Origin of the sequence: endosymbiont of Ridgeia piscesae, from assembly GCF_001443665.1 — a bacterium.
Taxonomy (GTDB): Bacteria; Pseudomonadota; Gammaproteobacteria; order Chromatiales; family Chromatiaceae; genus Endoriftia; species Endoriftia persephonae.
Window position 1 is genome coordinate 1 of sequence record NZ_KQ557115.1, and the last position, 14419, is coordinate 14419.

The window sequence follows — 14419 nt, forward strand, 5'->3', positions numbered from 1 at the left end:
CTCCACTACATCTTTCCTTTTCTGATCACGCTGTTCTTTTATCGTAGCCATGGAAAGCAGTATACACTGCCAATACTTTCGGAACGATTAATATCTGTCGGCGCAGACCTTCGCTGAGACCCGTGATTACGCCGTTGAGGCTGGCGACGGCCCAGTACCAGTGACCCTGCTGCTGGATGAGGCGGACGAGGTGATCGACTACCGCATCGCCGAGCGGATCTTTCGTGGCAGTGCCGATCTGCATATCTACCCGGGCGGCGATCACGCCTTCCAACACATGGATGAGGCGGTGGCGATCATCGCCAGGCTGCACGCCGGGATTGCTGAGCGCAAGCGTGTTGCCGGATAGCAGCGTCGCGGCCTGGCGGCTGTTCAGTCGTCGCTCTTGTGCAGCACTTCGCCTGCCTGATTGACTACCTCCACCCCTACCGGGATGCCTTCGCGGATGCTGGCAGTGACCACGCAGAAGTCCTCGAACAGGTCCATGCAGCGCTCGAGTTTCTTTGTTTGCAGCAGTTCGTCACCGGCGGTGATGCGCACATCCATGCGACCGACCCGCAGGCGTCGCTTCTCGTTGCGCACCATGGTGCAGGTGACCTCGGTCTGCACGTTGCGGTCGGGTACCTCCTCCTTCGCCAGGCAGAACATCAGGCTGGCGCTGAGGCAGTTGGCGGCAGCTGCCGCCAGCATGCGCGAGGCGTTGGGGCCGTTGCGTTCGCCGAGTGGCGGAGGCTCGTCCATCAGCACATCCTCGGCCTTTTTAATGTCGAACTTGACGCGGAAAGCGTAGTCCTCTTCCTGCTCCAGGTGGATGGTAAATTTGCCAACTTCCGACATGGTTCTATCCTCGTTTGGTTATTTGGTTGCCGAGTGGCCCTTCAGCGGGGGCGCGTCGGGATTGAGTGATTATCGATGAGCTGTTGCCAGGCTGGGTGGCGGTGGATCAGTTCCAGTGCATCGTTGAGCAGCTGTTTGCCAGGCTCGGTGCGGTGCCAGGTGGAGGCACCGGAGGGGTGCGGCAGGGGGATCAGATCAGCCGGGCTGTCATTGAGATCGATCGAGTGGCACTGGCCGATCACCTCGGTGAGTCTATTGAAGTGGCAAAATTGCTCGATCGCCAGCTTGCCGACCGGGATTAGCAGGCGTGGCTGCAGCAGTTCGAACTCGCTCCGCATCCAGTCGGCGCAGTGGGCGATTTCCTGCTTGTTTGGCACTCGGTCGCCTCCCTTTGGCTTTTTGCCTGGAAAACAGCGGCAGACCGCCGCCATGTAGACCTGGCTGCGAAACTGCGCCTCACCCATGCCGATCTGCTGAAACCATTTGAACAGGGTCTTGCCTGCGGTCCAGGCGAAGGGGTGACCGGCCGGGCCCTCCCGGTCGCCGGGGGCCTGGCCGATCAGCATCACCGCTGAGAGTGCCGGCTGGCCTGTGACCACCGGGCCGATCATCTGCGGACAGCGCTGGCAGGCGCGAAGCTGCTGTTGATGGTGTTGCAGGGCTTGAAGCGTGCTCATACGGAGAGTAGTTTTCGCTTTTTGGTTCTGGTGAATCGAGAGTGATACAGACCTTGCTTGGTTTCGGGCTTGCTGCTCTGTTCGGGGCGCTGTTTATCTGGCTATTGCCCATTGTACTGATCCTGCGCTCAGACAAAACGGCTGGTGTAGAGAAGCTGCTGTGGCTGCTGGTTGTGCTGTTTGTCTCCTGGTTTGCCTGGATTCTGTATGCGCTGTTTGCCCCGCTTGGGCCGATCGACAAAAGGAGAGTGTGAATGAAAGCGGTAGTGATGCCTGCACCTGGTGGTCCTGAGGTGCTGTTGTATGAGGATATCCAAGAGCCGGAGCTGGAGTCACCGAGCCAGGTCAAGGTGCAGATCCGGGCGGCCGGGGTCAATCCGGTGGACACTAAGATACGCAGCCGCGGGGTATTTATGGCCGACGGCCTGCAAGCAGTGCTGGGCTGCGATGCGGCTGGGGTGGTGGTCGAGGCGGGCGAGGCTGTGCAGCACCTTGAGGTTGGCGATGAGGTCTGGTTCTGCAACGGTGGTCTGGGGGGCAGCCACGGCAACTACGCGGAGTTTGCGGTGCTCGATGCCTGTCTGGTGCGCAAGAAGCCAACTACCTTCAACTTCGAGCAAGCCGGTGCGGCGCCGCTGGTGTTGATCACCGCCTGGGAGGCCCTGTTTGATCGGGGGCGTCTGGCTGAGGGGCAGACAGTGCTGATCCATGCCGGAGCTGGTGGGGTGGGCCATGTGGCGATCCAACTGGCCAAGTCGGTTGGGGCGCGTGTGCTGACCACGGTCAGTTCGGTGGAGAAGGCTGACTTTGTGAAGTCTCTGGGGGTGGATGAGGCAATCCTCTACACGCAAGAGGATTTTGTCGAGGCAGTGGACCGTCTCACCAAAGGGCGGGGCGCCGATCTGGTGCTCGATACGGTGGGGCCAGATGTGTTCGCCAAGTCGATTCCGACGGTGGCCCACTACGGAGATCTGGTGACCCTGCTCGATCCGGGTGGTGAGCAGGTCTGGAAAGAGGCGCGCAACCGCAACATCCGCGTCGGATTTACCCTGATGCTGACGCCGATGCTGCGTGATCTGCCTGAGGCACGAGACCATCACGGCGAGATATTGGAGCAATGCGCCGAGCTTGCGGATAGCGGCAAGCTGGATCTGCGGGTTAACCGGGTGATGCCGTTGGGGGAGGCGGCTGAAGCTCATCGCCTGGTCGAGGCGGGGCATACCCGGGGCAAAATTGTATTGATTCCTTGAGTGTTTCGACGCTAAAAAGTCGCTGTTTTTCTCTCTTCGCGTCTCCTGTGTCGCTGAGAAAGTGAGCTGAGGAGAGGCGTTTTTTCGCGATAATTGCCAGGCTTGAGCGCACAGTTTGAGTGCCAGGAACGAAATTCTTATAGATTTCGCTGAGAATCCGGGTAGAATTGTATATAAATAAAAGCTAATACTCTTACACTGGTTCTTGGTTTTGGCTTGTCTCCTGTGGGGCTGGGAGGCAGGCCATCGGGTCGGGCCGTCGTGTGTGGCGCATCGCAGTTTGACGATACAGCAACAGGGAAGCATCAAAGTCGTAATTTAGTTTAGTTGCCGAACAGTTAATTGTGACCGAACCCGAACCCGAACCCGAACGGAGACGATGATCATGGCAGGCAATCTCGACCCGATAGATCGGGTACGCATAATTCGACAGGAGCTGACCAAGATGGCAGCTGGCGGGACGATGGAGATGACGTCTGATTCATCCTGCGCGCTTCTGCGTAACTACTTCGACTTCCTCGAACAGCAGTTGTCAGATGCCGGAGCGATTCCTGATGTAAGCCAGATCCAGGAGATGCTGCTGGAGGTCTCGGAGTTTATTCGTTCCGGGAAGACGGGCTACTACTCTGACGAATACGGTCGGATTCTCAAGCGACTAGTCAGTATCTATGCCGGTGGCTTCAGCTCCAGTAGCAGCAGCGCCTTCACGCTGACCTCGGCAAACTATGCCGATGTGGTGGAGGCGATCAGTAACCGCTTTCCCGGTTACGACTACACCGAGGCGATGGGACAGTTGCTTGCCTATATGGAGCAGCTTTTCGCCAACCGCAAGTCAGACTGGAAGACCATCTACGAGCACATCATTTCCATGCCCGAATCGGTTGAAGCCAAGCGCCTGATCAAGGCTGCGCGCTTTGAGGAGATCCGGCAGTGGGCGGAGGAGGGGGCGGGAAACCTGTTTGGTATCCGTGCGGATCTGCTGGAGGTGATCGGGCAGCTGAGCGCAGAGATCGATCAGTTGAACGCCGATATCGAGCACCTCGGGCGGGCTTGGCGAACCGGCCGGGTGGTAAGTCTGGCGGCCCGGCGCAAGGCGAATAAAGTGCCGGCCCTGATCGAGGCGAGGGAGCGTGTGATTCATCAGCGAATGGATAAACAGAACCTGGTTGAGCTGATCGAGTCGAATATCGAGGAGTTCGAGATGCTGCTTCGGGGTGCCCGCCGGGCGTTCTTTTTTCACATCGTTTAGGGGCGTCTGGGTGGGGTGTTTGGAAACTGCCCCAGATAGTCGGCCCGCCACCAGTTGCCGCTCTCCAGCCGCTCCTGACCGCTGGTGAAGCGGTACCGATAGACCAATACCCGCAAATAGCGCGGAGGCCTATCGGAAAAGGGATTATGCGCCAGCAACCCAGTCACTTCCGGTGTGTTCTTCCACAGCCGCAACATCAGCCTGTCAAACCAATAGAGCATCTCCGGTGCCTGGGTCGGTACAAACCAGACCATCCAGTCGAGCCGTGGTTGATGCGGAATGATGAAGGCCGGCTGCCGATCGAGAGGCCCCGGCTTGTAGCGAAAGCGATAGGCGTGCCACTCGATTCCATCCTGACTTCCTTCGATCCGCAGTTCATGGCGTTCCCGCTGCATGGTTGGAAAGACGTGGTAGACGTTGCCCAGACCAAACTGATGGCCGGTAAGCGCGATACTGGCGAGTGGTTCCGGCAGACTCCGGCCTGAGATCATCTGGTATCCGAGACTCAGGCTGACCAGTAGGATGAAGCCGGCGGTCAGGCCGCTTATCAACGGCACGAAGCGACTGTGACCTGAATGCTGAGGCAGAGGGGGTGAAGCCGTGCGCCACTTCGCCGGTAACAGGCGCCGGACAAAATGGTCATCTAGCAGGAACAGGCAGAGCAGGATCGTCAGCAGGTTGATGAAATTATGGTTGCTGGTGGCGATGATGCCGATCTGCACCAGGATGGTAGACAGCGCGGCAAAGATGCGAAAAGGTCGTGGCAGGAAGATGAAGAACGGCAGCAACAGCTCCGAGAAGAGCACCAGCGCAGTGGCCGTCATCAGCAACCCCTCCGGTAGCTGGTGGGCGTACCAGGCACCGATATGGGGAAGCGGCTGGGTCTCGAAATAGTATTCCAGGGTGGTCAGGCTACCCCAGCTGGGATCGCCGCTGAGGATTTTGGAGAGGCCGGAGAGCAGGCGCAGGCGGAACAGCAGCCAGTGGAACAGAAAGATTACCAGCCGGGTTGGCCGATCGACCAGGAAGATTGACAGGAAGCCCACCTCCAGCAGTAAATAGTCCCACTGGAAGTTGAGGAAAAACTGCCCTGCTTGGGTCAGGGAGAGATAGATAACGAACAGCAAAACCAGCATGGCGCGTGGCCGGATGCCGGCAAGCAGCAGCAGAGCACAGAGTGAACCGGCCCAGCTGGCAGCCTGCAGCGCCCCGTCGTGGCTGGAGAGCCAGAAAATATTGGGGATCTGCCACCAAGCGGCATAGCCTTGTGCGGCGAAGCTGTTCCGCAGCAGTTCCTGGAATGGCAGGATACCGTTGCTTCCCACCAGGCCGACGATCTGGCCCGACAATGAGTAGAAGGCAGCGAGATAGATCAGCGCCAGCAGCTTGATGAAGAGGCGCGAAATCAGCCGATAGTCATCGTCTACCTGAAAGATGCGTTGCATGGGCGCGTTCATTGCTGACTCGGCCTTGTCTTACTCTGAGTTTTGGTTGTCGTGGTCTAATCGTTACAATCGCCCCCTCTCCAGTTTAGATCGCCGTGCAGGCGGCAAGGTGATAAAGAGTGTCTCAGCCGCTGCTCTACTCGATCATTGAATCTCCCACACACCCGGATTTCGCTCCCCTTTACCAGCGTTTGGGGCTGGAAGTGCTCAGCTTCAAATCCATGCGCAAGGCGATCAGCCAGTTGAAGGGGCGAGCGCCAGATATTGTTGTCTGTGAGTTCTTCTATGGTTATGGCAACAACTACGCCGGGGTGAATATCAGCAATCTCGACGTGTTTCTCTTCAGCCTGCAGAAGTATGCCCCGCAGGCTCAGGTGATCGTGATGGTTGAGCCGGCCGAGCGGCACTATGTGGATAAACTCAATGAGATCTTACCGCTGCATGAGGTGCTGAAGCACCCGGTTGACAAGCCGCGGATGGAGGCGCTGGTGCGGTCGCTTATTTGATCGGCAGGGGAAGCAGAGTCGCGACCTGTGGCAGATTATTCAACAATTCTGCTGGCTGCCGATAGCCTGATTGTCCCATCCATCGACAGAGGTGTAGGCATGATCGACTCCATTGGCGCCGCCCAGCAGGCGGCTCGGCCGCAGCAGGGTGACACAAACTCCCAGCTGGTGACGGCGATGCTGAAAAAGCAGAAACAGGTGACTGAGGAGCAGGGTCAGATGGCGATAGAACTGCTTAACTCGGTCCCTAAACCGCACGGTGCCCTTGGGCAGAATGTGGACGTCAAGGTCTGAACCGCTGCCGATAAAATTCGGTTTCAGCTGGCCGCTCAGCGGGTCTGCTCCACTAACAGCACCACGCCATCCACGCCGATGACCTTGATCTGGCTGCCGCCCGGGCAGTCGTTGCCGCGGATCTTCCAGGTGGTGTCGTCGACGCGGATCTTGCCTTCCCCGTTGATGATCGGATCTTCCAGGGTAAAACTCCTCCCCAGATATTGCTCGCCACGCCGGTTAAGGGTCGGCTGATCAGTCTGGATCGGATGGCGTAGCAGAAAGCTGCGGGCGGCGAGGATGCTGGCGACGCTGAACAGGGCGAACCCCAGCAGCTGGTAGTGCCAGCCGAGTTCGGGGAAGGCGAGCAGCAGCAGCCCGACCAGACCGGCGGCGAGCCCCATCCAGATCAGAAACACTCCAGGCGAGAAGATCTCCAGGATTACCAGCAGCACGCCGAGGATCAGCCAGTGCCAGTAGTCGAGTTGCTGTAGCAACGCCATCAGGCATCTCCCCGCTTGCCCAGCGCCTGCTTCACCAGTTCGCTGATGCCGCCGATTGAGCCGATCAGGCTGGAGGCCTCCAGTGGCATCATGATCACCTTCTGGTTTTCTGCCGAGGCGATACTCTGCAGCGCCTCGGTGTACTTCTGTGCGACAAAGTAGTTGATCGCGTTGATGTCACCCTTGGCGATCGCCTGGGAGACCATCGCGGTGGCGCGAGCCTCCGCCTCGGCGAGTCGCTCGCGGGCCTCCGCCTCGCGGAAGGCCGCCTCCTTTTCGCCTTCGGCCTTGAGGATCGCTGCCCGTTTTTCGCCCTCGGCACGCAGGATCTCCGCCTGGCGGGTGCCCTCCGCCTCGAGAATCTGGGCGCGCTTATCGCGTTCCGCCTTCATCTGTCGCCCCATCGACTCCACCAGATCCTGCGGCGGGGCGATGTCCTTGATCTCGATGCGCGTCACCTTGATGCCCCAGGGGGTGGTGGCATCGTCCACCACGGTGAGCAGCTGAGCGTTGATCGTGTCGCGCTGGGAGAGCAGTTCATCCAGATCCATCGAGCCCATCACGGTACGGATATTGGTCATGGTCAGGTTGAGGATCGCGCGTAAGAGGTCGTTCACCTCGTAGGAGGCCTTCGCGGCGTCGAGCACCTGGAAGAAGACCACGCCGTCCACCCTGACCATCGCGTTGTCCTTGGTGATCACCTCTTGGGAGGCCACGTCGAGCACCTGCTCCATCATGTTCTGCTTGTTACCGACCTGGTCGATCACCGGCACGATCAGGTTGAGGCCTGGGCGCAGGGTCTTTGTATAGCGGCCAAACCGCTCCACCGTGTACTCCATCCCCTGGGGCACCCGTTTGGCGCCAAGCACCAGCAGAGCGATGGCCAATGCGAGTACTGCCAATACAAATACATCCATGCTGTTCTCTCCGTTGGTTGAAGCCGAGTCATCAAGATGGGGGATTTTGCGGTGAAATACAATGGTCGAATTGGTTTCGGCGACGACCGTCCTGCGGGTGTAGAATTGCCAGCTATGAGTGACTATGCCAAACCACCCAAGTCCCTGCTGCGCAAGGTCGGCCGGGCGATTGCTGACTACGAGATGATCCGTGAGGGTGACCGCATCCTGCTCGGGGTTTCCGGCGGCAAAGACTCGCTGTCGCTGCTGCAGATCCTCAGTCATCTGCAAACCTACGCGCCGGTGAAGTTCGAGTTGGGGGTGATCACCGTCGACCCGGAGGTTGAGGGGTTCGATCCCGCGCCGCTCAAAGCCTACTACGATCGGCTGGGTGTGCCCTGGTTCTACCGTGAACAACCGATCATGGAGGACGCCAAGAAGAGCATGGACGGTGACTCTTTCTGCTCCTACTGCGCGCGCATGAAGCGCGGCATCATGTACTCCACCTGCCGCCAGCAGGGCTACAATGTGTTGGCACTGGCGCAGCATCTCGACGACCTGGCGGAGAGCCTGCTGATGTCGATCTTCCACGGCGGCCAGCTGCGCACCATGAAGGCGCACTATCGGAATGACGCAGGCGATATCCGCATCATCCGTCCGCTGGTGTACTGTCGTGAGAGTATGACCGGCGCGTTCGCCCGGGATGCGGGGCTGCCGATCATCCCCGACAGCTGTCCCGCCTGTTTTACCGCCCCCTCCCAGCGTGCCCAGATGAAACAGCTGCTGGCGATGCAGGAGCGGCAGAACAAGCATCTCTTTCCCAACATTCTGCACGCGATGCGGCCACTGATGGATGAGACGCCATGAACCTTGCCAAGATCCTTATCAAGACCGGCGTGGTGCGTTCCGGCATGAGCTTTGGTGATGCGCTGCAGGAGTGTGTGGACAAGGATGTGCCGGGCATCCCCTATGTGGATGCGGAGGGCCGCATCGCCGGTCGTTTCTCGGTGCGCCACGCATTTCGCGAATGCTGCGTGCCGCGTGATCTGATCCTCGGTGGTCATCTGCTGGGGGATGACATTGACCACATGAATCTGCCCGAGGTGCACGCCGAGGAGGTACTCTCCGCGCCGGTTGAGAACTACCTGCTGGAGGATGCGATCCGCCTGCACTGCGACTCCCATGCGGTGCGGGCACTGGCGTTGATGGAGCAGTTCAACACCGGCTATCTATTTGTCACCGATGCGGATGATAACTACCGGGGCGTGATCACCCGCATGGGCATAGCCAAACTCCTCACTAGCCGCGAGTGCAGCGACATATGAACGAGTCGGCGACACTGTTTACCGGAGAGATGCAGTTCTCCGCTGCGATCCTGCTGTTGGCCTATGTGCTGATCTTCTCCGAATGGATGCACCGCACCCACGCGGCGATCCTCGGCGCGGTGGTGATGATCGGCGTTGGCATGGGGCTCGGCTTCTACTCCCAGGAGGCAGCGCTACAGGCAATCGATGCCAATACCATCTTCCTGCTGGCGGGGATGATGATGCTGGTTTCGATGCTGCGCCCCACCGGCGCCTTCGACTATGCTGCGGTGCGTATCACCCGCCTCGCCCAAGGTGATCCCCGGCTGTTACTGATCTACCTCTCGCTGTCGGTGAGCCTGATCAGCATGATCCTCGACAACGTTACCACGGTGATTGTGTTCGCCCCGCTGACGGTGCTGATCTGCCGCCTGCTGAAGCTCAACCCGATGCCCTACCTGATGGCCGAGGCGATGCTCTCCAATATTGGTGGCGCCTCGACCCTGGTGGGTGATCCGCCCAACATCATGATCGGCAGTGCCGGTGGGCTCAACTTCAGCCAGTTTCTGCTGCACATGGGGCCGCCGATTCTGTTTGTTTGGCTCGGCACGGTGGGGCTGCTGCTGTTTCTGTTCCGCGAACAGCTGCGTCCCGGCGGGATCCAGGCGCGTGAGCTGGTAGAGACCCACGCGATCAAAGACCCCCTGGCGCTGAAGAAGATCCTATCGGTGTTGGCGCTGGTGATCCTGCTCTTCTTCGTCCACCATCACTTCCACTTCTACCCCGCCTATGTTGCCTTCATCGGCCTGGCGCTGGCGCTGCTGCTGTTGGCCCCGGAGCCAGAGGCGCTGTTCGGTGAGGTCAACTGGTCGGTGCTGATCTTCTTCTGCGGGCTCTTCATCATCGTTGGCGGGGTTGAGGCCTCCGGCCTGCTCGACCTGCTGGGTAGCCGGCTGGCCGGCCTCGCCAGCCAGCCGGGCAGGCTGCTGCTGGCCGGGTTGCTACTGATGTGGGCAGCGGCAGCGCTGAGCGCGGTGGTGGACAACATCCCCTTCACCGTCACCATGATCCCGATCATCCTTGGTTTGGAGAGCCACGGTGTCAACATCACCCCGCTTTGGTGGGCGTTGGCGATCGGCGTCGGTCTGGGCGGCAACGGCACCCACATCGGCGCCACTGCCAACCTGATTGCGGTCAGCGAATCGGAGAAGTGCGGCATCGACAGCGCCCGTATCTCCCCCGTCCAGTGGATGCGCATCGGCATCCCTATCACCCTCTTTAGCCTGCTGCTGGCAAGCGTCTTCTACACGCTCTTTTTCGAGCTTTTTGAGGGTTAATCGCGCGTTTCTCCAGCCGGGTAGATCCAACCCACACTTTCTCCGGAACAATTATGTCGCCATTATTCTTGATTAAATTGCTTGGTTATCTATACCTAAGTAGTAACGATACGAGGATGATAATTATGCATATTCGAACCACCACAGATCCAATTACTCTGCATGAGGTGCGCAACCCTGAGATGCACCCCTGTGTCTATGAGGGGGATGGCGACAATGGCCTAGAGATCTATTTCGAGACAGAGGCCAACAAGCGTACCTATCTGGCAATGGAGCTGGAGGATCGCAAGGTAGTGCAGGGCAATGACAGCGATGACTATGTAGCTGAAGGTTAGGCCTGGGGAGGCAGTGATGTTAAGACGAGTCTATCTGTTGTTTCCGGGGCGTAAGTTTGCTGAACGGGCGGTGGTCGATCTGACCGGGATGGGAGTGGCGAGGCGTCATATCCACACCATCGCCCGTCAGGATGTGGATATCGAAGGGCTGCCCGAGGCGAGCGTGCGCCAGCGCAGTGACTTTGCGGCCACGCTGGAGCAGTGGTTTTGGGATCTTAATCTGCTGCTCTTCTTTGCCGCGTTGCTGGTGCTTATTGTCGCAGCCTTTAGCGGCAGTGTTGGCGTGACCCTGGCGGCGCTACTGGTGATGGGGTTGACCTATCTGGCGGGCCGCCACTTTGTGCGCCATCTGCCCCACGCCCATCTCGATGAGTGCCGTACGGCAATCCGCCATGGCGAGATCCTGCTGCTGGTGGATCTGCCCCGCGAACGGGTTGCTGAGGTTGAATGCAGCATGCGCAAGCGCCATCCTGAGGTGGAGGTCGGCGGCGTCGGTTGGACCCTGGATGCGCTGCAGATCTGAGCAAGCAGGAGATGGTTGGCGGGTATTTGGTTGTTGATGACGTCGCTCTCCTCCAGGAGGTAAGTAGTGGGAATCACGCATGGGGACGGTTCTGCTACGGAACCTTCCTGGGGAGAGCGCTATGGCAATCAAAAAGCTGCTGCTGTGTTATGGGGTTCTGGCGATAAGCCTGACGGCTGAGGCGGGGCAAGAGGTAGAGCCAGCCTACGAACCGCCCAAGGCGGTCTACGACTTCTATCTGGACGATCCGGCAAAGATGGGCAGTGCGCTCTACTGGGTCCGCTCACTGATCAACCCGCTGATGGACTCCCCCTACGACATGGCGCCGGAATTCATGGAGATCAAGGTGGTGGCGCATGGCACCGAGATCGTTACCCTGGCGAAAAAGAACTACGAGCGTTACCGGACAGAGGTAGAGCGGATGCGCTACTACGCCTTGCTGGGTGTTGAGTTCAAGGTCTGTGGTATGGCTGCCAGCGACTATGGCTATAGCGTCGAGGAGTTCCACGATTTTGTTGAGGTGGTCCCCTCCGCCTTCGCCGAACTGCTGCACTGGCAGCGACAGGGGTATGGGCTGATTACGCCGCGGGTCTATATCCGCCAGCAGAGCCTGGAAGAGATTCGTTGATCATCAGCGCCCCGCCTGCCATCGGTGCTCGGCCAGCGTGCTGTGCCACACTGGCCGCGTTGGCAGGCAGGGTGTTACCTTATGCTGCACTTGTTCCAGTCGACAGGGAAAAAGGATGCAGAGAGTAAAGCTTGTCTCGTTGCTGCTGCTATTGCTGGGCATGCAGGGATGTGCCGCAGTGGTGGTTACTGGCGTCGTGGTCGGTGCTGCCGTTGAGGTGGCCGAGATTCCGTTCGAGGTAGGCGGTGCGGTGATCGACATGGCGACCGACGATGACGATGATGACTAAGGAGCCTCTGAACAAGTCATGAACTCGTACCTTGCATCCAGAATATTCAGCTTTTTCGTTGCAAATCTCGGCAACGGCTCCTTGCGTTGCTCTACCTCCTGCATCCATGCAGTCGTTCGCAATAGCCAGTTATCCCCTATATTCCTGTAGGAGGGGAGCGTGAGCAGGGAGCGGTAGCTTTACGTGCAATTTGCGCCTCTGAACATCCTGAATTGCGATCCACTTCGTTCAGACTTATTCAGAGGCTCCTAATGCCGAGCTATCCACCCCCCACTGCTCTGATTCTCCGGCTTTATTCCGCTGTTATGCCGCTATGTCGCAATAGTGCATCGATCTGCGGCTCCCGCCCGCGGAAGGCGGTGAACAGCTCCATCGCCTGCTTCGAGCCGCCCTGCTCCAGAATCTCCTGCAGGAAGGCCCGCCCTGTCTCGGCGTCGAAGGTGCCCCGCTCTTCGAATAGGGAGAAGGCGTCGGCGGAGAGCACCTCTGCCCACTTGTAGCTGTAGTAGCCTGCCGCGTAGCCGCCGGCGAAGATGTGGGAGAAGCCGTGGGCGAAGCGGTTCCAGGTCGGCGGGATGACCACCGAGACCTGCTGCCTCACCTCATCGAGGATCTCATAGATGCGTCCGCCGTGGGCCGGCTCGTACTCCCGGTGGATGCGGAAGTCGAAGATCGAGAACTCGAGCTGGCGCACCATCTGCATCGCCGACTGGAAATTCTTCGCCGCCTTCATGCGTTGGTAGAGGTCGTCGGGGATCGGTTCCCCCGTCTCCCAGTGGCCGGAGATCAGGTTAAGCGCCTCGCGTTCCCAGCAGAAGTTCTCCATGAACTGGCTCGGCAGTTCCACCGCGTCCCTGGCGACGCCGTTGATGCCGGCCACCGCCGGGTAGTCGATGCGGGTCAGCAGATGGTGCAGGCCGTGGCCGAACTCGTGGAACAGGGTCTCAACCTCGTCGTGGGTGAACAGCGCTGGCTGCTCGCCCACTGGCGGTGAGAAGTTGCAGGTGAGGTAGGCCACCGGGGTCTGATCGAGCTGGTCGGTGAAGAAGCGGCTGGCGCAATCGTCCATCCAGGCGCCGCCGCGCTTTTTCGGTCGCGCGTAGAGGTCGAGATAGAACTGGCCGCGTAGCTGGCCGTCGGCGTCGCGAATCTCGAAGAAGCGCACATCCGGGTGCCAACTGTCGACCCCCTCGATCGCCTTGATCTGGATGCCGTAGAGCTGCTCCACCACTGCGAACATACCGGGCACTACCTTGGTCTCGGGGAAGTAGGGCTTGAGCTCCTCCTGGCTGATGTTGTGGCGGTGTTGGCGCAGCTTCTCGCTGTAGTAGCCAATGTCCCAGGCCTGCAGCTCCAGAATGCCATGTTCCTCACGGGCGAACAGGCGCAGCTCTTCGAGCTCGCGCTGGGCCTGGGGGCGGGAGCGCTCGGCTAGGTCGTGAAGAAATGCCATCACCGCATCGGTTGAGCGGGCCATCTTGCGCGCCAGGGAGCGCTCGGCGTAGTTGGCGAAGCCGAGCAGCTGGGCCTGCTCATGGCGCAGCGCCAGGATCTGCTCCATCAACTCGCTGTTGTCGAACGCCTTGTCATGGGGCCCCTGGTCGGAGGCGCGAGTGGCGAAGGCCTCATAGACCTCGCGGCGTAACTCGCGGTCATCGGCGTAGCTCATCACCGGCAGATAGGAGGGGAACTCCAGGGTCAGTAGCCAGCCGCTCGTGCCGCGCTGTTCGGCGGTCTGCTTGGCCAGCGCCAGAGCCGACTCGGGCAGGCCGGCCAGGGCCTCGGGGTCGTCGATCCGCTTGCTCCAGGCGTTGGTGGCATCGAGCAGGTTCTCCTCATATTTGCTGGTGAGCTGGGAGAGCTGCTGGCTGATCGCCTTGAAGCGTGATTTTTCGGCCTCGGGCAGATCGACGCCGGAGAGGTGAAAATCCTTGAGCGCGTTGTCGAGCAGCTTGCGCTGTACCGGATCGAGGCTGGTGTCTTCCTCCGCGACCGCTTTGTAGGCGGCGCAGAGTTTGGCGTTCTGCCCCATCTCGGTGCCATATTCGCTCAGTTTTGGCAGGCAGGCGTTGTAGGCGGCGCGCAGCGCATCGTTATTGACCACCGAGTTCATGTGGCTGACCGGTGACCAGGCGCGGCTGAGTTGGTCATCGAGGATCTCCAGCGGCTCGATCAGGTTGCCCCAGGTGAAAGGTTTGGGCTGGCGCAATAGGCGTTCGGTCTCGGCCCGGTTGTGGGCCAGCAGCTGGTCGATGGCGGGCTCGACCAGATCAGGGGTGATGCGGGAGAAGGCGGGCAGGCCTTCCATCTCGAGCAGGGCGTTGGACATTCGGTAGGCTCCGTAAGGGATCTGTCAGCGGGGCACAG

19 protein-coding genes are annotated in these 14419 nt (G+C 59.7%); 13 read left to right on the forward strand and 6 right to left on the reverse strand.

The genetic code is table 11. The features are described from left to right. Nucleotides 1-94: 94 nt before the first annotated feature. Nucleotides 95-349, forward strand: a complete 255-nt coding sequence (locus tag Ga0074115_RS00005; RefSeq protein WP_269747015.1) for a YqiA/YcfP family alpha/beta fold hydrolase — start codon at nt 95-97, stop codon at nt 347-349. 23 nt (nt 350-372) lie between these two features. Here the strand turns inward: Ga0074115_RS00005 and Ga0074115_RS00010 are convergent, their stop codons facing one another. Both Ga0074115_RS00010 and Ga0074115_RS00015 read right to left on the reverse strand, forming a co-directional pair. After that, nucleotides 373-837, reverse strand: coding sequence for an OsmC family protein (locus tag Ga0074115_RS00010; protein ID WP_005958451.1), 465 nt, complete (start codon nt 835-837; stop codon nt 373-375). Between the two features lie 41 nt (nt 838-878). After that, nucleotides 879-1514: a uracil-DNA glycosylase family protein gene (locus tag Ga0074115_RS00015; RefSeq protein WP_198295018.1), complete on the reverse strand. Its 636-nt coding sequence runs from the start codon at nt 1512-1514 to the stop codon at nt 879-881. Between the two features lie 41 nt (nt 1515-1555). Here Ga0074115_RS00015 and Ga0074115_RS00020 point away from each other — a divergent pair, with 41 nt between their 5' ends. From Ga0074115_RS00020 to Ga0074115_RS00030, 3 genes are all read left to right on the forward strand, one after another. Next, complete coding sequence (locus Ga0074115_RS00020; protein ID WP_060528085.1) at nt 1556-1768, forward strand: PLDc N-terminal domain-containing protein; 213 nt, start codon at nt 1556-1558, stop codon at nt 1766-1768. Continuing rightward, on the forward strand, nt 1769-2764 hold the full coding sequence (locus Ga0074115_RS00025; protein ID WP_057955524.1) for a zinc-dependent alcohol dehydrogenase family protein: 996 nt from the start codon (nt 1769-1771) through the stop codon (nt 2762-2764). A gap of 385 nt (nt 2765-3149) precedes the next feature. Then, the gene (locus Ga0074115_RS00030; protein WP_232432821.1) at nt 3150-4013 is read left to right on the forward strand and encodes a hypothetical protein; all 864 of its coding nucleotides are present in this window, start codon (nt 3150-3152) and stop codon (nt 4011-4013) included. Here Ga0074115_RS00030 and Ga0074115_RS00035 read toward each other — a convergent pair. Further along, complete coding sequence (locus Ga0074115_RS00035) at nt 4010-5458, reverse strand: lipase maturation factor family protein (RefSeq protein WP_158294663.1); 1449 nt, start codon at nt 5456-5458, stop codon at nt 4010-4012. The two genes, Ga0074115_RS00030 and Ga0074115_RS00035, sit on opposite strands and share 4 nt — an antisense overlap. Nucleotides 5459-5577: 119 nt before the next feature. Between Ga0074115_RS00035 and Ga0074115_RS00040 the strand changes: the two genes are divergently transcribed. Both Ga0074115_RS00040 and Ga0074115_RS00045 read left to right on the forward strand, forming a co-directional pair. Beyond that, nucleotides 5578-5964, forward strand: a complete 387-nt coding sequence (locus Ga0074115_RS00040) for a hypothetical protein (protein ID WP_057955522.1) — start codon at nt 5578-5580, stop codon at nt 5962-5964. Between the two features lie 27 nt (nt 5965-5991). Continuing rightward, nucleotides 5992-6258 carry a YjfB family protein gene (locus tag Ga0074115_RS00045; protein ID WP_005965759.1) on the forward strand — a complete coding sequence of 89 codons (267 nt, stop codon included), beginning with the start codon at nt 5992-5994 and terminating at the stop codon, nt 6256-6258. Nucleotides 6259-6293: 35 nt separating this feature from the next. Here Ga0074115_RS00045 and Ga0074115_RS00050 read toward each other — a convergent pair whose 3' ends face one another. Together Ga0074115_RS00050 and Ga0074115_RS00055 are read right to left on the reverse strand one after the other, a co-directional pair. Beyond that, nucleotides 6294-6740 (reverse strand): NfeD family protein, encoded by a 447-nt coding sequence (locus Ga0074115_RS00050; RefSeq protein WP_057955521.1) that lies wholly within the window; start codon nt 6738-6740, stop codon nt 6294-6296. After that, nucleotides 6740-7657, reverse strand: a complete 918-nt coding sequence (locus tag Ga0074115_RS00055; protein ID WP_006474622.1) for an SPFH domain-containing protein — start codon at nt 7655-7657, stop codon at nt 6740-6742. The genes Ga0074115_RS00050 and Ga0074115_RS00055 overlap by 1 nt, the downstream gene beginning before the upstream one ends. A gap of 114 nt (nt 7658-7771) precedes the next feature. On the opposite strand from Ga0074115_RS00055, the gene Ga0074115_RS00060 reads away from it, so the two are divergent. The 7 genes from Ga0074115_RS00060 (at nt 7772) to Ga0074115_RS16415 (ending at nt 12052) form a co-directional block, all read left to right on the forward strand. Continuing rightward, on the forward strand, nt 7772-8503 hold the full coding sequence (locus Ga0074115_RS00060) for a PP-loop family protein (RefSeq protein WP_057955530.1): 732 nt from the start codon (nt 7772-7774) through the stop codon (nt 8501-8503). Continuing rightward, nucleotides 8500-8961 carry a CBS domain-containing protein gene (locus tag Ga0074115_RS00065; protein ID WP_057955519.1) on the forward strand — a complete coding sequence of 154 codons (462 nt, stop codon included), beginning with the start codon at nt 8500-8502 and terminating at the stop codon, nt 8959-8961. The genes Ga0074115_RS00060 and Ga0074115_RS00065 overlap by 4 nt, the downstream gene beginning before the upstream one ends. Further along, nucleotides 8958-10277 carry an ArsB/NhaD family transporter gene (locus Ga0074115_RS00070; protein ID WP_060528086.1) on the forward strand — a complete coding sequence of 440 codons (1320 nt, stop codon included), beginning with the start codon at nt 8958-8960 and terminating at the stop codon, nt 10275-10277. The genes Ga0074115_RS00065 and Ga0074115_RS00070 overlap by 4 nt, the downstream gene beginning before the upstream one ends. 125 nt (nt 10278-10402) lie before the next feature. Then, on the forward strand, nt 10403-10612 hold the full coding sequence (locus Ga0074115_RS00075) for a hypothetical protein (RefSeq protein WP_006474625.1): 210 nt from the start codon (nt 10403-10405) through the stop codon (nt 10610-10612). Nucleotides 10613-10628: 16 nt separating this feature from the next. After that, nucleotides 10629-11135, forward strand: a complete 507-nt coding sequence (locus Ga0074115_RS00080) for a hypothetical protein (protein WP_057955516.1) — start codon at nt 10629-10631, stop codon at nt 11133-11135. A gap of 121 nt (nt 11136-11256) precedes the next feature. Beyond that, on the forward strand, nt 11257-11763 hold the full coding sequence (locus Ga0074115_RS00085) for a DsrE family protein (RefSeq protein WP_232432822.1): 507 nt from the start codon (nt 11257-11259) through the stop codon (nt 11761-11763). A 115-nt stretch (nt 11764-11878) separates the two neighbouring features. Next, on the forward strand, nt 11879-12052 hold the full coding sequence (locus Ga0074115_RS16415) for a hypothetical protein (RefSeq protein WP_198295019.1): 174 nt from the start codon (nt 11879-11881) through the stop codon (nt 12050-12052). A gap of 292 nt (nt 12053-12344) precedes the next feature. Here the strand turns inward: Ga0074115_RS16415 and prlC are convergent, their stop codons facing one another. Then, entirely contained in the window at nt 12345-14381 is a 2037-nt protein-coding gene (gene prlC, locus Ga0074115_RS00090; RefSeq protein ID WP_060528087.1) for an oligopeptidase A, read from the reverse strand. Between the last annotated feature and the right edge of the window lie 38 nt (nt 14382-14419).